The 17951-nt window shown below is 41.2% G+C and carries 8 protein-coding genes; all 8 read right to left on the bottom strand.

The features are described from left to right. Nucleotides 1-66 precede the first annotated feature (66 nt). A complete protein-coding gene (locus tag ACRD64_RS00225; RefSeq protein ID WP_430931130.1) occupies nt 67-3426 on the bottom strand; it encodes a glycoside hydrolase family 2 TIM barrel-domain containing protein in 3360 nt (1119 codons plus the stop codon). After that, entirely contained in the window at nt 3380-4816 is a 1437-nt protein-coding gene (locus ACRD64_RS00230; RefSeq protein WP_430931131.1) for a sulfatase, read from the bottom strand. The genes ACRD64_RS00225 and ACRD64_RS00230 overlap by 47 nt, the downstream gene beginning before the upstream one ends. 121 nt (nt 4817-4937) lie before the next feature. Beyond that, nucleotides 4938-6419 (bottom strand): arylsulfatase, encoded by a 1482-nt coding sequence (locus tag ACRD64_RS00235; protein ID WP_430931132.1) that lies wholly within the window; start codon nt 6417-6419, stop codon nt 4938-4940. Between the two features lie 56 nt (nt 6420-6475). Continuing rightward, on the bottom strand, nt 6476-7384 hold the full coding sequence (locus ACRD64_RS00240) for a DUF1735 domain-containing protein (protein WP_430931133.1): 909 nt from the start codon (nt 7382-7384) through the stop codon (nt 6476-6478). A 43-nt stretch (nt 7385-7427) separates the two neighbouring features. Further along, nucleotides 7428-9302 carry a RagB/SusD family nutrient uptake outer membrane protein gene (locus ACRD64_RS00245; protein WP_430931134.1) on the bottom strand — a complete coding sequence of 625 codons (1875 nt, stop codon included), beginning with the start codon at nt 9300-9302 and terminating at the stop codon, nt 7428-7430. 28 nt (nt 9303-9330) lie between these two features. Further along, nucleotides 9331-12393 carry a SusC/RagA family TonB-linked outer membrane protein gene (locus ACRD64_RS00250; RefSeq protein WP_430931135.1) on the bottom strand — a complete coding sequence of 1021 codons (3063 nt, stop codon included), beginning with the start codon at nt 12391-12393 and terminating at the stop codon, nt 9331-9333. Between the two features lie 49 nt (nt 12394-12442). After that, a complete protein-coding gene (locus ACRD64_RS00255; RefSeq protein ID WP_430931136.1) occupies nt 12443-14389 on the bottom strand; it encodes a RagB/SusD family nutrient uptake outer membrane protein in 1947 nt (648 codons plus the stop codon). Between the two features lie 35 nt (nt 14390-14424). Next, complete coding sequence (locus ACRD64_RS00260) at nt 14425-17586, bottom strand: SusC/RagA family TonB-linked outer membrane protein (RefSeq protein WP_430931137.1); 3162 nt, start codon at nt 17584-17586, stop codon at nt 14425-14427. Nucleotides 17587-17951 lie beyond the last annotated feature (365 nt).

Consider the following 17951-nt stretch of genomic DNA (forward strand, 5'->3'; position numbering starts at 1 on the left):
CCGGTGGGTATAAACATATAAGTTTAGTAATTTCCCTACCTTCAACAATACGGTATATTTAAATTCCTACTTTATAAACTTTCTTAAAGTGACATTTCCCAAGTTATCCTGAATATGGATGATATACATACCTTGCGCGAATATCGAAACATCCATCTCATTTCCGCTGCCTGACATCAACACCTTTCCTGCCATGTTATAAACACTCCAATTTGGATTTTCAACACCCTTAATCGTTAATATATCTTTTACGGGAACCGGAAGTACACATACTTCTGACGTTTTATTCTGTTCAACAGCTGTTGCATTTTCGAAGGATATTTGGTCGAGGTATGCACCCCCGCTACCAGGGTTTTGAAGTCGGATGGTATTGGCACCACGCTCTATCTGGATTTCGATGGATACTTCACCCCAATGATTACCCCAGGAACCTGTATTGGGCAAGAGTAGATTCTCTTGTATTATCACATCATTGACGACAACATTGATGTAACGACCGCCTGCTGTACCACCAGCCTGACAGCTGTAGCGGATATTCAGCGTTTCGGTCATGGTATCTCCATCATTTTCACGGTACCATTCCACATATCCATTTGTATTTTGACCAAAATTGAGAAAACCGGTGCCATTATACCCCGAGCCAGATGTTGAAATATTTGCACCACTAAACACTGCATCTTCCGCCTGGTTGCTATTGATATCTGATGGTATTTCACCCGCAGCCGGATCATTCCACACAAAACCTTCGTCTTCGGAGAAGCGTTCCATTAAAGTATAAGCTATTTCTCCATCCACCATCACCAATGCCTTAACTGTTGTTTCCAAAGGCACAGCAAAACTCTCCGTGTACAATGTTGAACCAGTTGAAGGTGTACTACCATCAATGGTGTAATACACCTTAATATCAGGAGAAACAGTATTTCCTCTTAAATTTAAAATTTGGGTATCGATGGAAACCCAATTGGAGGTTAACTGCTTTTTTTCACCTAGTATAGCACTGGCCAATAGATTGATATCTCCACTTTCTCCGGTAGATTCGATATAAGCGCGTGTTAAACCGTAAAATGCGATTCTGTTATCAACACCAAAGTGTTTTTCCACATCAATAGGGCTCCCATTATCCAAAGCACGAATTCTACCGGGCCCGAACACTTTAAAATAGGTGCGGTTTTCACCGTGCGGATAAAAGTTTCCTATTGAATCCTGCGTTTCTACCCGTACCTGAACAATATCTTTTCCTGTTTCATTCAGTTCCACTCCATCAATGGATAAACTGTTTTGGGTTGGTCGAAAAGCAGATGCAACTGTTTTTTCAACTGCAACCGAACCATTTACATAGCCCACAGCTTTCAGATCGCCTGGCTGCCAAGGCACCAACCATTCACATTGCATATCGAACCTTGTTTCGCCAGGTGTTTGTTTTCCCAGGGGTATATCATTCAAAAACAATTCTACTTCGTCACAATTAGAATATACCCAAACCGGTATTTCTGTATCCAGCTCCATTTTCGGGTGTGTCCAGTGCGGTAAAATATGCGCCATGGGTTCATCAGTCCACTGACTCTGATACAAATAGTATAAATCTTTTTCGAAGTTGGCTAAATCGATAGCTCCCCCGTTAAATGCTTTAAAAGGCCATCCTCCGTGAACATAGCTGGCTTCGCCAATATAATCATACCCGGTCCAACGGAAACCACCGGCATAATGGGTAATATCTCTTACTTGCTCTATATGCCCCCTTGAGTTCAACCGCACATAAGCATTATCATAACCCGAATTAAATACTTTTTTAGCCACTGTACGATCTTCGTTGTACATAAAATCATTGTAAAAGATTTCATGATCCGTAAGGTTTTCTGTTGCATAAACCGAACTGCTATTGCCATCGCGATACCAGGTTTTTGTACGATAATAACCACGAACCTGCCAAGTGTGGGTATTTTCGGTACCTACAATTGGTTTTGTGTTTCCGGCCAGATCATTTAAGTAATCAACCCGCTCGCTGGCTCCATTATAACCTAATACATCCATATACGCACTGCCAGAATGACCCGAAGTAACCAGGCGTGTAGGATCCAATCCCTTGCACTTAGCCACCAAATCTTGTGCTTCTGTTCCTCCGGAAGTATTACTGGTTTCATTGCCCACGCTCCAAATGATTATACTTGGGTGATTACGATCTCGTTTAATCCAGGAAGTAACATCGGCCTCCCAACAATCAGCAAAGTGATGTGCTCCATAATCATTTTTAGCTTTCTTTTTCCATCCATCGAATATTTCATCCATTACGAGCATTCCAATCTCGTCGCACATCTCGTAAAATTTAGGGGTCTGCGGATTGTGTGTTGTACGTATGGCATTACAGCCCATGTCTTTGAGCTGTTGGATACGATATCGAAGTATTTTATCCGGAACAGCAGCCCCTAATGCTCCGGCATCCTGGTGGTTACATACCCCCTGCAGTTTTACATTCTCACCATTAAGCCACATGCCGGATTCCGGTATCCATTGCACATCACGAACCCCGAATCGAGTAACTACGTTATCCAGCAATTCACTTCCCTGCCAAACCTCACTAACAGCCGTATACAAATAAGGGTTTTCGACCGACCAACGGTGAGCATTGGCAATTGTAATCTCCTGACTTAACGTTTTGTTTTCCGCGGTGCTTAAAATTAAGCTGCTGGTCACATTTTCAACCTCCATACCCAGATCGTTTAAAATACGGGTCTTTAGCGATAGGGAAACACTGCTTTCTGTGCGGTTTACCACTTCGGTATCAATGGACAAGACATTATCATCTGTTTTAATAAAAACACCTCCCTCACGCACCACATGAACAGGATTCATCACTTCAATCCAGGTATCGGCATAAATACCACTTCCCGTGTACCATCTGGCAGAGGGTTGTAATTCATTATCCGCCCTAACGGCAAAAGTAATTTGGTCCGCAGAACTTACTATATCGCTAATATCGTAGGTAAAGGAGATCCATCCATAAGGTCGTTCTCCCAGCTTTTGACCGTTTGCCCATACCGTACTGTTCATAAACACGCCATCAAAAGCTATATTCACCTTATTTCCTTTCCATTCCGATGGCACATCGATGGTTTTACGGTAGAAACCAATACCGGCAGGCAAATACCCGCATGTTCCTCCCATGGGGTTAAATTTATCGTATTCACCTTCAATAGACCAGTCGTGCGGTAAATCTAATTTACGCCATCCACTATGGTCATAACTTTCTGAACTATAAGCTGCATTATCTTGCTGGAGAAAATACCAGTCTTCGTTGAAGTTAATTTTTTCTTGTAGGGATTGAGCGACAACAAGGTTAAAGGTGAATAGAAGTAACAAACCCGATACCGCTTTCATAGGTTTAAATTGCATGTTGGGATAACATTTCCCTATTCCAGTTCTCATCATAATCAGGATTCATTTGTGCGGGCACAAGGGCATTTGTATTTTTTAGCCAGTTATCCATCAGCTTTTTAAGTTCCTGCACTTTATCCGGGAATTTACCGGCAACATTTGTCGTCTCTCCCAGGTCATTCTTTAAGTTGAACAGCTCTGTTTGTTGATCTTCGTAATAATAAAGCATCTTCCAATCTCCAAGCCTGATGGCGGTACCGGGACGTGTTCGAAACAAGGGGTCACGGTTGACTCCTGACTTTTTGGAATAGGCTTGCAGGTATATGGGAAAATGGAAAAAGAAAGGACGCTCTTCCATTTTCCTGTTTTCGAGTAACAGGCTTTTTAAACTAACACCATCTAAAATTTTATTTTGTGGTACATTTGCGCCAATTATTTCTTTAAAAGTAGGATAAAAATCTAAATTAGATACTGGTATATCTGTTTTCCCGGGTTTCACATTTCCTGGCCATTTGATGACCAACGGAACCCGTATTCCCCCTTCATAATAAGCTCCTTTTCCGGCTCTGAGCGGTAATTGTTTGCTGATGGCATAAATCCCTCCGTTATCTGAGGTAAATACAATTATGGTATTTTCTAGTTTTAAATGGTCTATTTTTTCCAGAACGCGGCCTACACTATAATCCATACTCTCCACCATGGCCGCGTAATCAGCACGAAAGTGACTTTCTGTTGTTTTTTTAGATTTGTATTTCTTAATAATAGCTTCTTTACCCTGAATAGGGGTATGAACTGTATAAAAGGGCAAATACAAAAAGAATGGGTTTTTCTGGTTATTCTCAATAAAAGTGAGTGCTTCTTTGGTTAAACGATCGGTGAGATATTCACCTTCGGGAGCCTCTAAGTCAGGGTATTGATAGGGAGCAAAGTAACTTTTGGGATGACCTCCGTGTCCGCCACCTACATTTACATCGAAGCCTTGTGTACATGGATCTTCACCCAGGTGCCATTTACCAAAATGCCCGGTCACATAACCAGCATCCTTAAACATCTCGGCCATGGTGTATACGCTATCTCCCAAAAAGTTGGTGTTTTTGACAGGGATCAGCTTCCTGCTTTTTTTGTTTCCTCTCTCAGATGGCGAAACCGTATAAATTCCGGTTCTTGGCGAGTTCATACCCGACATCAAGGTAGCACGACTGGGAGCACAATTGGCAGCACCTGCGTAAGCGTTGGTAAACACCATACTCTCCCGGGCCAGCTTATCCAGGTTAGGCGTTTCATAGTAGGTACTCCCCATAAAACCACAATCGGTCCAACCCAGATCGTCTACCACAATCAGCACTACATTTGGCGAACCTTTAGTATTTTTATCGTCTTCCATTTTAGCATAACAACCTACCAATAACAAGGTAAGTGTTAAATATAAAAATCTCTTGATCATATTTTGTTATTAAAATACCACAAAGGCCCTAAGATCACATAGAAACACCTATTATTCCTTTGTGTACCCTAGAGCCTTTGTGTCTTTGTGGAATTGAATTGGTTCTGTAACTCAATTATTTTTAATGCCCACTCAGGGTACCCGCTTTAAATTTAAAAACATCAGATTCAGTGCGAGCTACCTTCAATATATCCTTGATTTTATTAACCACTTCAGGGTTCTTCTTCGAAACATCCGTTTGTTCAGAAACATCGTTATCTAAATCAAACAATTCAAAAGTAGTTTTATTGGGTTTGGCTACATTGTATACCACTCCCTTCCAGTTATCCATTCTTACCGCTAAACGACCTCCTTTTTCATGAAATTCCCAATACAAATATTCATGTTTTGGTTGTTCTTTACCAAGCAATTCAGGAACAAACGAAATACCATCGTTTTCAACTGTTTCTTGAACACCTGCCAACTCCGCACACGTTGGTAATACATCCCAGAAAGCGGATATATGGTTTGAAACAGAACCAGCTTTAACAGTACCCGGCCACGAAACGATAAATGGAGATCGGATACCACCTTCGTACAAATCGCGCTTATACCCTCTTAAGCCTCCATTGCTATTAAAAAAGTCAGGATCGGCTCCTCCTTCCTGGTGAGGCCCATTATCACTGGCAAACATAACGATTGTGTTTTCTTCAATACCCAGTTCTTTTAGCTTAGTAACAATCTGACCCACATAAACATCCATGCGATACATCATGGCCGCAAAAGTTGCCCTTGGTTTTTCTTGCGGACAATATTTATGGATGACAAAATCATCTCCATACGCAGCCCCTTCCGTGCCTTCATAAGCTGTTTCATTAAACTTACCATCGTATTTGGCGAGAATGGAATCGTCAGGTGCGATTAGTTCTGCGTGTGGTATTACTATTGGAACAAAGGCGAAGAAAGATTCATCCTTGTTATTCTCAATAAATTTCAAGGTTTCTTTTTGGATCTCATCCTGCGCATAGGTTACTGTTTTTGTCCAATCGTTACCCGGCATATCTATTTTTTCCTGATTATGCCATAAGTAAGGAGGATAGTAACGGTGTGCCATACGTTGGCAGTTATAGCCGTAAAACTCGTCGAACCCCTGCATGTTCGGATCACCTTCGGACCCCGGGAAACCCAAGCCCCATTTTCCGAATGCTCCGGTCACATAACCTGCCCGTTTCATTACCTCGGCAATAGTAACGGAAGATGAAGGCATAGGGTGTTGCCCTTCGGGCTTAACTTCTTTATTTCCGCGCACGGGCGTGTGCCCGGTATGTTGTCCTGTCAACAATGACGAACGACTGGGTGCACAAACCGTTGAACCTGAATAATGCTGCGTAAATCGCATACCTCTTTCGGCCAGTTTATCCAGATTGGGTGTTTCAAACCTGGTTTGTCCGTAACATCCCAAATCGCCATATCCGGCATCATCGGCAAGTATGTATATGATGTTAGGTTTAACATTCTCCTTTACTCCTTCAGTCTTTTTATTAGTCTGTGAAGAATTACAGGAAAACAAACCCAAAGCCATCAGGCCAATAATTCCTTGTAATATGTATTTATTTATTTTCATTTTATACACGTTCTATTGAAGGGAAAGCACTATGACTTTCCCTTATATTTTAAGAATTACCACTCTTCGAACCTTAAATCCAATTCAGGAGCTTGTCGAAGGATTAGTGTATCCAGCGTATGATACATTGTACCTGACTTCTCAAATTTATAATCCATATAGATGGTTTTATCATCAGCATTATAAACAGAGTTGTTATCAGAAACCGCTACAACACTAGTAGCTATTTCTACTGCATTGTCATCACCAATAGTCAGATCAATCTGACCATTGGTATTGGCTGAAATGGTATTCGTACTTATGGTATTTAAAGCAAGTGTAGTAAACTCTTTGGTCATGTTCTGACTTAAATTTTCATTGGTAAAAGTTACCGTATCAACATGAGCTCCTGTTCCATCTAATTCATACTGTACCCCTTTAGAATAATAAGTACCATGATAAGGGCTAATATATTTAACAACTACAATCGTAATATCTCTTGAATCAATAGTTGCTGTCTCCAACTCACTTCCCGGGATACTATCTACTGAAGCACTGGTAATACGCAATGGAAGTGCATAAGTATTGGTAACTGATAACGGATCAGCCGTAAACGCTCCTTTGTTTAACGAAACATTAACCGTACGCATATGATCCTTTATAATATTGAAGTTGCTTTCGTCACCTAAGGTATAATATTCCTCTGGCAATAGTTGAAATCCAGCTGCTTCCGGAATATCAACTAAAAGATTTTCATCTACTTCAAAACTAACCGAGTGTGTTCCATTGTCGTCTCTCATACCTCCTAATGCAACCCCAACTTCAAATTCCATTTCGTCGTACGCAACAATGGTACGCAATGGCTTTTGAGTTCCGAAGTATACAGTGGTATAATCAAAGTCATTCACATAATCCTCGTATTTTTCGCAAGAAGCCATCAGGCTCAGCACAAGAAAAGATGCAAATATCAATTTATATATCTTCATAACTTTCTATTTTAATTGCTTTATATATCTGTCTGAAACTATTTTACCAGCCTTTGTTATTTTCCAGATTTGGATTTTTAGCCAGCTCATCATATGGTAATGGATGGTAGTAGTAACGATCGGAATCAAAGCTACGTTCTTCCACTTCTATAAAACTGCCGGTATCTGTCGGGTCGGTACCTTCATAGGTGTATGCACCTGTTTCATCCCGGGTTACATTCATGCCGCGAACAGTTTCATCTAAAGGCAACATCCAGCGACGTAGATCAAAGTAACGGTGATTTTCAAACGCAAACTCTAAACGGCGTTCGTTTTGAATCAATGCTCTAAAATCATCAACACTTGCCATTTGAGCATCCAGGTAAGGATCTGTTGAACCTAAACCAATTGACGCGCTTCTGGTATATTTGATAAGATCATAAGCTGACAAGCTACATCCAGGAACAATTCCTGTTGGACCAACAGCTTCGTTTGAAGCTTCTGCTAGATTGTAAATGGCTTCAGCTCCACGAATAATGGGGTACATATGCTCTGAGTTCAATTTCTGATTGACATTGGTAAGCATATCAGCTTTGTCAGAAATCCATTTTCGCAGGTAATAACCTGTGCGTGAGCCGCGGTAATCATATCCTTCAGAGTCTATTCCTTTGCGATAAATTACAGTATCGGAAATAATATTAATCACCTCTACCATATTACCGGCACCATCATCTTCTTCCGTGGTATCTGCTTCCAAAACAATATATTCAGCTACTGTTTCAGCCACTTCTAATCCTCTGCCGCCTGTTTCTACATTTGTTCCGTTATAAATCACGGTATTTCGCAGACGCGGATCACGGCCTGAAAAAGGATCCTGAGGATCATAACCTGAAGCTGGATCGGTAATCGGATAACCGTTGTCCATTGGAAATGCATCCACCAGGTTTTGCGATGGATTGGTACGACCATTCCCCCAGAATGCAGGTGGCAAGTTGCGATTTTCTAAAGAGTTATTGTTGTGATACCTGCGGAACAAGTAGTCTTTAGGCGTTGTTGCTAAATTAGGTGTTGTAACCGCAGTATAGGTTAGTGCAGTATAACTTATATTAGCCTGATCAATAGCTTCCTGGCTTAATACAGCAGCACGTTCCCATTTAGTCAGATCATTGGTAGTGTTGTACGCCGGACTGGCCGCAATGGTTGCAACACGACTTTTCAACACGTAAGCAGCTGCAGCCGTGGCACGGCCTATATGCGCTTTACCTAAAATTACATCATCTCCGCTATATGCCATAGGAAGAATAGAAATAGCGCTGTCACAGTCTTCCAGAATTTGCAGCACACACTCTTCGTAGGTATTACGCGGCATATTCAAAACTTCTTCTTTCTGGTCTTCCGTAACAAATTTGGTAACTATTGGATATCCAAGTACCTCTCCTGATTCGGCAACACCACCATACACTCTTAGCAATTCCATTCCCCAGTATGCACGTAGGAAATAAGACTCACCCAATAATCTTGTACGTTCGGTGGCATCTTTAACATCATCCGAAATCCACCATTTCACAGTAGCTGTGTCTGCCGATTTTTCCTGAAATAAATGTATCCATTGAAAACTGGAATAAGCAGCATCCCAAATCCCGATCGGATTGCTTACGCTTGACATTTTCCCACCCCCAAGGGCATAAACACCCGAACCATATTGGTTAGTAACTGCATCGCCCGTAGCGGCGTCTAAGAAGTCACCACTATAGTGGTCTATCTGACCGGGAATAGCGCCATAAGCATTCGTTAAAAATCCTTCAACCGGTCCTGGCAGCGTGTAAGCAAATTCATCACCATAAGGTGTGGTCACTTTAGGATCCAGATAATCATCCCCGCATGAGGACAGTATGCTCACCAGGGTAAGCAGTCCAAGTATATATCTAATCGTTTTCATTTTATATTCTTTTTTCATTATTCATCCATTAAAAAGAAACAGACACTCCACCTGTTACCATACGTATTACAGGATAATTAGTCACTCCACCATTAGGTGCTTCCGGGTCTAAGTCTTCAATATCAGAAAGTACCAACAGGTTGTTACCGCGCACAAAAAATTTGGATTTCTTCACCACACTGCCTGGTGCAAAATCAAGCGTATAGCTCAGTTCCACATTTTTCAAGCGGAAAAAGTCACCACTTTGCGTCCAGAAATCAGAAGTCTCCGTATTGTTAGCCCCAGCGGTAGTCGTCAAACTAGGTTGAGTTCCGTTAGGGTTACGGGTAGGATGATAAGCATCATACGCTAATGTAGAGTACTTGCTTTCACCATTGTTGCGGTAGTAGGTATTACTTAAGGTCTTCATTCCACCCAAAGAGGCCGTACCCAAAGCATATAATCCCCAGTTTTTATATTTCAGTTCTACATCTATACCAATAAAGGTAGTTGGTGTATTTAAACCAAGTTCTACTTGATCCAGACCATCAATCATACCATCTCCATTCTGATCTTTATAAGCTATATCACCTTCGCCATATGGGCCAAATAATTGTTTGGGTGCACCTTCCAAAGCCACATCCTTACCAAATAAGCCAAGAGACTCATAACCCATTATTACGCTTGTTGGACGACCTTCAGTAGTTCGGTCATCTGAGTAGGCCACCTCATCTTTTACTGTAAACTTGTTTTTTGAATAAGTAAGATTAGCGCCAACACGGTAAGAAAAATCCCCAACCGTATTCATAAAATCAATATCCAACTCTACCCCATTATTGGTCACTTCTTGATAATTTGTATAATATTTAAAAGGCCCAAACATAGCAGCATATTGCTCATCTACCTGATCGATCATATCGTAACGGTACTCGTTAAAGTAGTTTACTTCAAAAGACAAGTGGCGGTTAAAAGCCAAACCTTCTATACCCACGTTAATTTCGCGAGACTTTTCCCATTCCAAATCCGGGTTACCCCATGAATTAAGTGATACCTTACCCGGTGAATCCCCGGAATTCTTCTCACCAAAAGAATGCGAACCATTACCACTCCATCGGTTTTCATATAGATAGTGTGCAGTAGCCAGGTCGTAACCCAATATACCAAAACTGGCTTTTACTTTTAAATAATCGATAGCGTCCACGTCCATAAACGATTCTTCCGACAATATCCAGGCAGCACCGATCGCTTGTGATAAGTAATTACGTTTACTCTCAATAAAACGGTTACTTCCCATATACGAAAGGGATCCCTCAATAACATATTTGTTATTGATACTGTAATTTGCTCTTAAAAATAAATTGTCATTCTCAATGTTTTGAGATGAACCGGCCACTTCAGCTAAGTAATAAAAGAAACCTGCAGAAGCGTTCAGCATACCTACTCCCAACTCTTTCTCGTACCCCACTTTAGCATTCATAGCTGTCGTTCTAAGGGTGCTCTTGCTATTCAGGTTGTAATTCGTATCGGTGACTCCGGCTCTTGCCAATTGAAAACCCACTACCGGAGCGCCATCTTCTGCAAGCGTTCCATAGTCCACCACAGGTATATAAGTGGCCGCTTTGGGAGCTATCACCTGCTTACCGTAAAAATAATTATCAAACGCTATCGATACACTAGCTTCCAGTCCTTCGGTAATATCAGCCAAATCAAAATTAAAACCGGTTGTCATTTGCTGGTTGATAAACTGGTCATTACCATTACCCTGATTTTCCATGCTTGCCAATAAATTACCCGCGTATTGATAACTGGCACCATAGGCAGGCACACCATCATCCGTAGCCTTAATGTACTCTTCACCGATAACAAATGGGTATTCATTGGGGCGATGTGAGCTCAATGCGTCGAAAGTAGATGAATGATCCAAACCACCATATTTCCAGGAGTCGATAATGGCTGACATATTAATAAAAGCCGAAATGTCACTTGTAATATCCATATCCAAATTCATACGGATATTAAATCGATCTTGTCGAGGCTCAGGTCCTAATTTCTGTAGACCTCCATATCCCATATAACCTGCCATAAAAGCATATTGGGCATTTTTATTGCCACCAGACACATTCAAAGTAGCTTTGCTATACGTATTATAATCGCGCAAAAAATAATCGTAATAATCAGCATTCGGATACAATAAATCATTTTCTCCGGTACTGTTTTTATAATTGGCAATATCCTGGCTTGAATATAGAGGTGTCAAGCCATCATTGGCACGGGCTTCGTTATACAAGGTGGCATAGTCAGCTGAATTAATAAACTCAGGCATACGTGTTGTTAGCCCTGCTCCAAAATCCACCTTAGCATCAATAACGCGTTTGTGGGCTTCTCCGCGGCGTGTGGTTAATAGTATTACCCCATTAGCAGCACGGGAACCATAAAGAATCTTGGCGGTCGCATCTTTTAAAATTTCAATGGTTTCTACCTCTTCTGCGTTAATATCATCAAAACTCCTTTCGATTCCATCTACGATATAGATGGGTCCGTTTGTTCCGTTACGCGATAATCCCCGCACATATACACTGGCAGGGTTATTGGCCATACCTCCGGACGTCATAATAACATTAAGGCCGGCTGCCATCCCCTGAAGCGAATTCCTCAATAAAGGATCCGCATAACTTTCCAGGTCGCGACCTTCAATCTTAGATACCGCTCCCACCAGGTTGCGCTGGCTCACCTGATGCTCCAAAGGCAGATTCACCATATCTTTGACACCCATTTTTAAAGGAATATCCTTCAATACGATCTTGGCCATTGTAGGATCTTTTGATAAATCCCAGCTAGCAGCTGCATAACCTGTTGCCTCTATAAGTATTACAGTACCTTGTACGGCTTTTGTAGTAAATTTACCTTCCGTATCCGACTTTACTATCACAGCTCCTTCGCTCGCGTAAATTGTAGCACCACTAATGGCATTTCCGGAGGCGTCTTCCACTCTGGAACTCACTTCTGTAAGTTTGGTTTTCTTTTTCTGGGCTGTTATTTCGCCAAATGGAAACACAAGCACCAGAGCTAACAAAACCACCGTTAAATATCTTAAAAATCTTTTTGTTTTCATATTATTTCATATTGCGTTTTTAGTAAAGCAATCATTAAAAAATGATGTTTTACCATCCCGGATTTTGTTGAATATTATATAAACGATCCAAATGCGATTGAGGAATAGGGTACCAGTAGTTTCTTAAAGTATAACCACGTAACGAATTCTGGATATCTTTTACCTCGTATTCGTATGTCCAGTTTTCCTGATTTTTTGTACCGTCAGTCGCAATAAGCGTTGTACTCATACCCTTAATTGGATAGGTTTCATTAAATAAATCGTCAAACAACATCCAACGACGAATATCGAACCAACGGTGATATTCATAACTCAATTCAATACGACGTTCATTTCTTATCCTATCGCGGAATTCTTCCTTAGATCCCGGAGTTGTAATCTCCGGCATACCCGCTTTAGCTCTCACTTTGTTAATACAATCCAATGCTGTATAACCTGTTGCTCCATTAACAGCTCCAGTAGGGCCTGCTACTTCGTTTAAGGCTTCTGCTAAATCTAACCATACACCCGTAGTTCGAATAAATTCTGCATTATAATGATAAGTACCAAAACCATCAGGGTTCTGGCCTACCTGCCCATAAGCTTCTTTCCACCAAAATTTCTTAAACATATAACCGCTTGGAATGGTCTTATTATAAGAAGAATAGGCATTATCCATTCCCCATCCGCCACCTAAATCATCACTGGCTTTCCAGGGTTCAAAATAGTAATCACCATGTCTTGGTACTTTGGCATTAAAAGCAGTTAAATCATGTGTTCCCGGATGACCTACTTTCCCCCACTGACGACCAGCGTAAATAATGAAATTATAAAAGCGAGGATCACGATTCTTATAAGGATTAGCCACATGTTCCGGGTTGTTCCAATCGAATGCAGTACCATCAGCCATTTCGAATGCATCCACAAAATTTTGAGTAGGCATACTACATAAGAAACCCCAGGAACCTGAACGACCGGATACACGAAGACTTTGGTATAGCATAGAAAGGTCAGCCTCACGGTCGCGGGCATTACCACCGGCTGTAAGCCCATTACTGCTACGACAGAAAAGTGACTCTTTACCAATGTAGTTCAGGTGATAAAATATTTCTGTATATAAGCTATCTCTTTCCTCTTCAGACAAACCAGTAGGATCAAACATCATTTTAGATGGACGATTCGTTTGTAAATAATCTAAAGCGGTAGCAGAATACTGCGCTGCACGGGTAGCCCAATCCAGGTCATAATCATCTCTTTCTACAAGCTCATCCACACTATTCTGCATCAAAGGACTGGCGGCATAGAGTGCCACCATACCTTTAAGGGCGTGCGCCGAACATTTTTCCAGACGTCCCTGATCCACATCCGGCCATTCGTGGGGTAACAAACCAATTGCCATATCCAGGTCTGCAATAATATCTTCTGAACATTTCTTATACGATTGACGTGGTAAGTCAAGATCGTCACCACCTGCATACACTTTATTTACCGCCGGCATCCCCCCTAATCGACGAATCCACTCAAAGTAATACCAGGCGCGGAAAAAATAAGCCTGTCCCATTAACCAGTCTTTCTGGTCTTGGGTGGCACCAACAGCAGGTATCGACTCAATATTGTCAATCAGGTTGTTGGCAATACGCAAACAGAAAGAAGCATTGTAAATAGGTAAACCAGAACCCGTGGCATTATCGCCATTTTGCTTGGTCAAGTTCCAACCCACTTCCTGCATACCACTCTTATTGTACCAATCTCCCAGATTAAAAGCAGCGTTGGGGCTTTGCGTACAGGCATTATCGGTAATGGTTTCAATTTGCTTTACTCCCATTCCACCGGCCGTAGCTCCGGAAAAATCATATAAAGCCCGGTAGCAGTTATCTAAATAACTCTGAGCCGTATAGTACGTTTCGTACACATCTTCTTCACTAAAATCCTGAGATGGTACCATGTCCAGATAATCTTCACATGCGGTAAGTGAAGCTATTAAAAGGACAAACATTATTTTATATATTCGTTTCATCTTTTAAATTTTAAAAGTTAACCAACAACTTTCGTTTAAAACGAAGCTCTAATACCCAGGTTATAACGTTTTACCATTGGGAATACACCTAATGCAGACGCCTCCGGATCTAAGCGATCATCCAGGTCTGTAAATGTCATTAAGTTATTACCATTCACATATAGCTGTAGTTTACTCATTTTATATTTTTTCAACGCTTTTTTATTAAAGCTATAACTCAACTCAACATTCTTCAAACGCCAGTAGGAAGCATCGCGAAAAGAATAAGTACTTTCTTTTTGGCTGTAACCGCGGTATTGGGCAGTATGGAAGGCAGGCTTAACGGCATTATCCTGATTATCCACCGTCCAACGTCCGGTCACATCAGGGCTTGCCGAGTAAACGCCACCATCACCACCTAAGTTATCGTAGAGGATATAATTCGGAACGACCTTGCTTACATTAGATACGCCATAGAAACGGATACTACATGCCCATCCTTTGTAGGATAAACCACCTGAAATCGTATACGTGTTCAAAGGGTATTTCACATCTTCGGTCACCACCTTATCATCACCGGTAATTACACCGTCGCCATTGTAATCCACATAGAGCTGATCGCCCGGAACTAACTTGGACTGTTCGGCATAGCTGGTTGCTGTTGTATAATTATAAATATCATCCAGACTGGAATAATAACCATTATTCATATAAGTAGAAGTCCAATTAATAGGTTTACCCGCTTGTCGTAGGTGGTCAGCCGTATTTACACCATCATTACGATATACAATGCGGTTTTCGTTAATGGAAGTATTTCCGCTAATCCAATAGTTCAGGTTCTCACTTATTCTATCGTTCCATTTCAATTCAACCTCGAGCCCATGGTTCTTGGTTTCTCCAATATTTCCGGTAGCCGTGCTGCCTGTAGGCAAATACCATAGTGGCGCCCAAACGTCCATTAAAATATCTTCACGTTTTTCGTTGTATAGATCCAATGTACCCGATAACTTATTTATGACACCAAATTCGAAACCTAAATTCTGTTTGATGGAAGTTTCCCAGGTGGCCAAATCGTTGGCTGCATCGCCCTCGCGATAAAGAGGGGATTGTAGATTGGTTTCTGTATTTCCAAAATATACACCACCGCGCCAATAGTTACTGCTTCTAGCTGTGCTATAATCTTGTAAGTATAAGAAACGGCTACTACCATCTAAACCTGAAGTACCATAAGAGTAACGTACTTTTAGGTTGTCTAACCAATTACCGGCAATATTCTTCACAAAAGGTTCTTCGGATATACGCCATCCCAGTGACCCGGAATAAAAGAAACCAAAGCGAAGTCCGGGAGCAAAAGCCTCTGATCCATTATAGGATCCATTTGCCTCTAACAAGTAACGATCTTTAAAACCATAAGTTACACGACCTACCCAGTCCTCCTGACGGTACTGCACCTCATAAGACCCCGGCTTGCGTTCGCGACGACTAAACAGCGCCAAACCAGTTACTTTGTGATTACCAAAAGTACGGTTATAGTTCAAGGCCATTTCATAATAAATTTTCTTATTATAACTTTTAAAGTTGTCATAACTAGCAGACACTGGTCCAAGACGCGACTCTTCACCAGGCCAACGCGACTCTAATATCAACGGCAGCGTACCATCTTCGTTAGGGTTAGCATAGTCGTAAGAGCGGCTATATAAGATCGCGTTAGAAGAGAATGACCAACCACCTGCGGTTATGGAAGACTCCCAGTCGGAACTACTGGTATACGAAAAGGAAGCTTTCGCGCTCAAACCTTTGGTAATGAAATCCAGCTTCTGTTTTAATTTAAAATCCAAAAATCCCTGGAAATATTTGTATTCACGTTCTCCACCTGTGTTAAGTGCAACAATTGGGTTACCACCTCCTCCTTGGTCGGCAGCATAGGTGCCGTTTGACCATGTGGCAGGATATTGGTTACGGCTCGCAGTGTATAGCGCATTAAAGAACTGCTCTTGTCCATAACCATCTTCACCACCACCATCGATACGGTAACCCGGCTGATGACGGTAGCCTAGTTTTCCGGCCATATTAGCAGAGAAAACGGTTGTCTTGGTTAAATTAAGGTCGAGGTTTACACGCCAGTTATAACGTTTGTAACTAAATGAGGGGTCAAAATCGGCATTCTCCTGACCTTTATAAACATCACCATCATGCAAGTAGCCTAATGACGCAAAGTATTTCATAAAGTTAGTACCTCCACGCACGTTTACATTGTATTGTTGTTGGTAACCCACTTTCTTGATAATCTGGTCCCACCAGTCCACATCTGGGAAGTAATCATTGTTAGGGCCATAATTGCCAGTGGCATAGGCGTTCTTCCAGGCATCAATCTTATACTCCGGAATAAGCTCATCCCACAACTGGTCATTGGCTACAGCCTCATTCCACATCTCCATAGATGTGATATAATCGGCATACTCAGGAGAAGCCGTAGGTTGTTTTAATCCAAAATTGGCAGAAAAACCTACTTGGGGCTTAGAAATAGTACCACGTTTTGTGGTGATCAAAATAACGCCGTTAGCTCCTTTAACACCGAATACAGCAGTAGCCGATGCATCTTTTAATACAGATACACTTTCGATCTCATTAGGATCCACATCATTCATATCTCGTTCTACTCCATCCACTAATACTAACGGAGTATTCCCCTGCCAGGAGGCCACACCACGAATAAGAATACTACCTGCATCAGCTCCCGGCTTACCGGTACCGCTTGAGATAGAAGTTACACCAGGCATCATACCTTGTAGGGCTTCTGTTACCGTGTTTACATTTCCCACCTTTAAAAGCTCTTCGCCTTTTGCCTGAGAAATAGCACCCACCATAGAGGCTTTCTGCTGTACACCATAACCTACTACCACCACATCCTCCAGTTGTGTAGTTTCACTCTTTAACGCAATATTCAGCGTCATTTGTTCCCCAACTGCGATTTCTTGCGTTATATACCCAATAAAAGATATAACCAAAACATCATCAGGATTCACCCTAATTGAAAAGTTACCATCAAAGTCTGTAATAGTACCCACCAACTGAGTGCTTTCAGAACCCTTTACCACAACAGAAGCACCTGGCACCGGCCCTTCGTCATCATAAACCTGTCCTGTTACCAGTTTTTTTTGCGCCCAACCCATTGTTGTTAACAAGCACAAAAAAATAATTATTCCAATTTTTTGCATAGACGATTTTGATTTGTCGTTAATATAAATAAAACATCTTTTAACAAAAGTATACACAAGTGGCAAACTTTATTCTCTGTCAAAATGCAATTGCTAAGAGTCATATTTCATTTATATATGATGCTATTTTTCAACCCATTAACAAAAGGGAAGAATGATATCTCATATTACAATGAATGATTTGCCATATATTTTTATTAAGACATGAATGTATAGATAGGATATAAACTTAGGTAAGTGGCATTATTCTTTTAACGAATCAATAGTTTTTCTTTATAAACTTTAAAAGTTGTTGATTTAATATTATATGATCACTATCCTTAATCAATATTAATCTCAAAAAAAACGGCTCCGTTATACACAGA

Origin of the sequence: Saccharicrinis sp. 156 (genome assembly GCF_050589685.1) — a bacterium.
In the GTDB taxonomy this organism is placed as follows: domain Bacteria; phylum Bacteroidota; class Bacteroidia; order Bacteroidales; family Marinilabiliaceae; genus Saccharicrinis.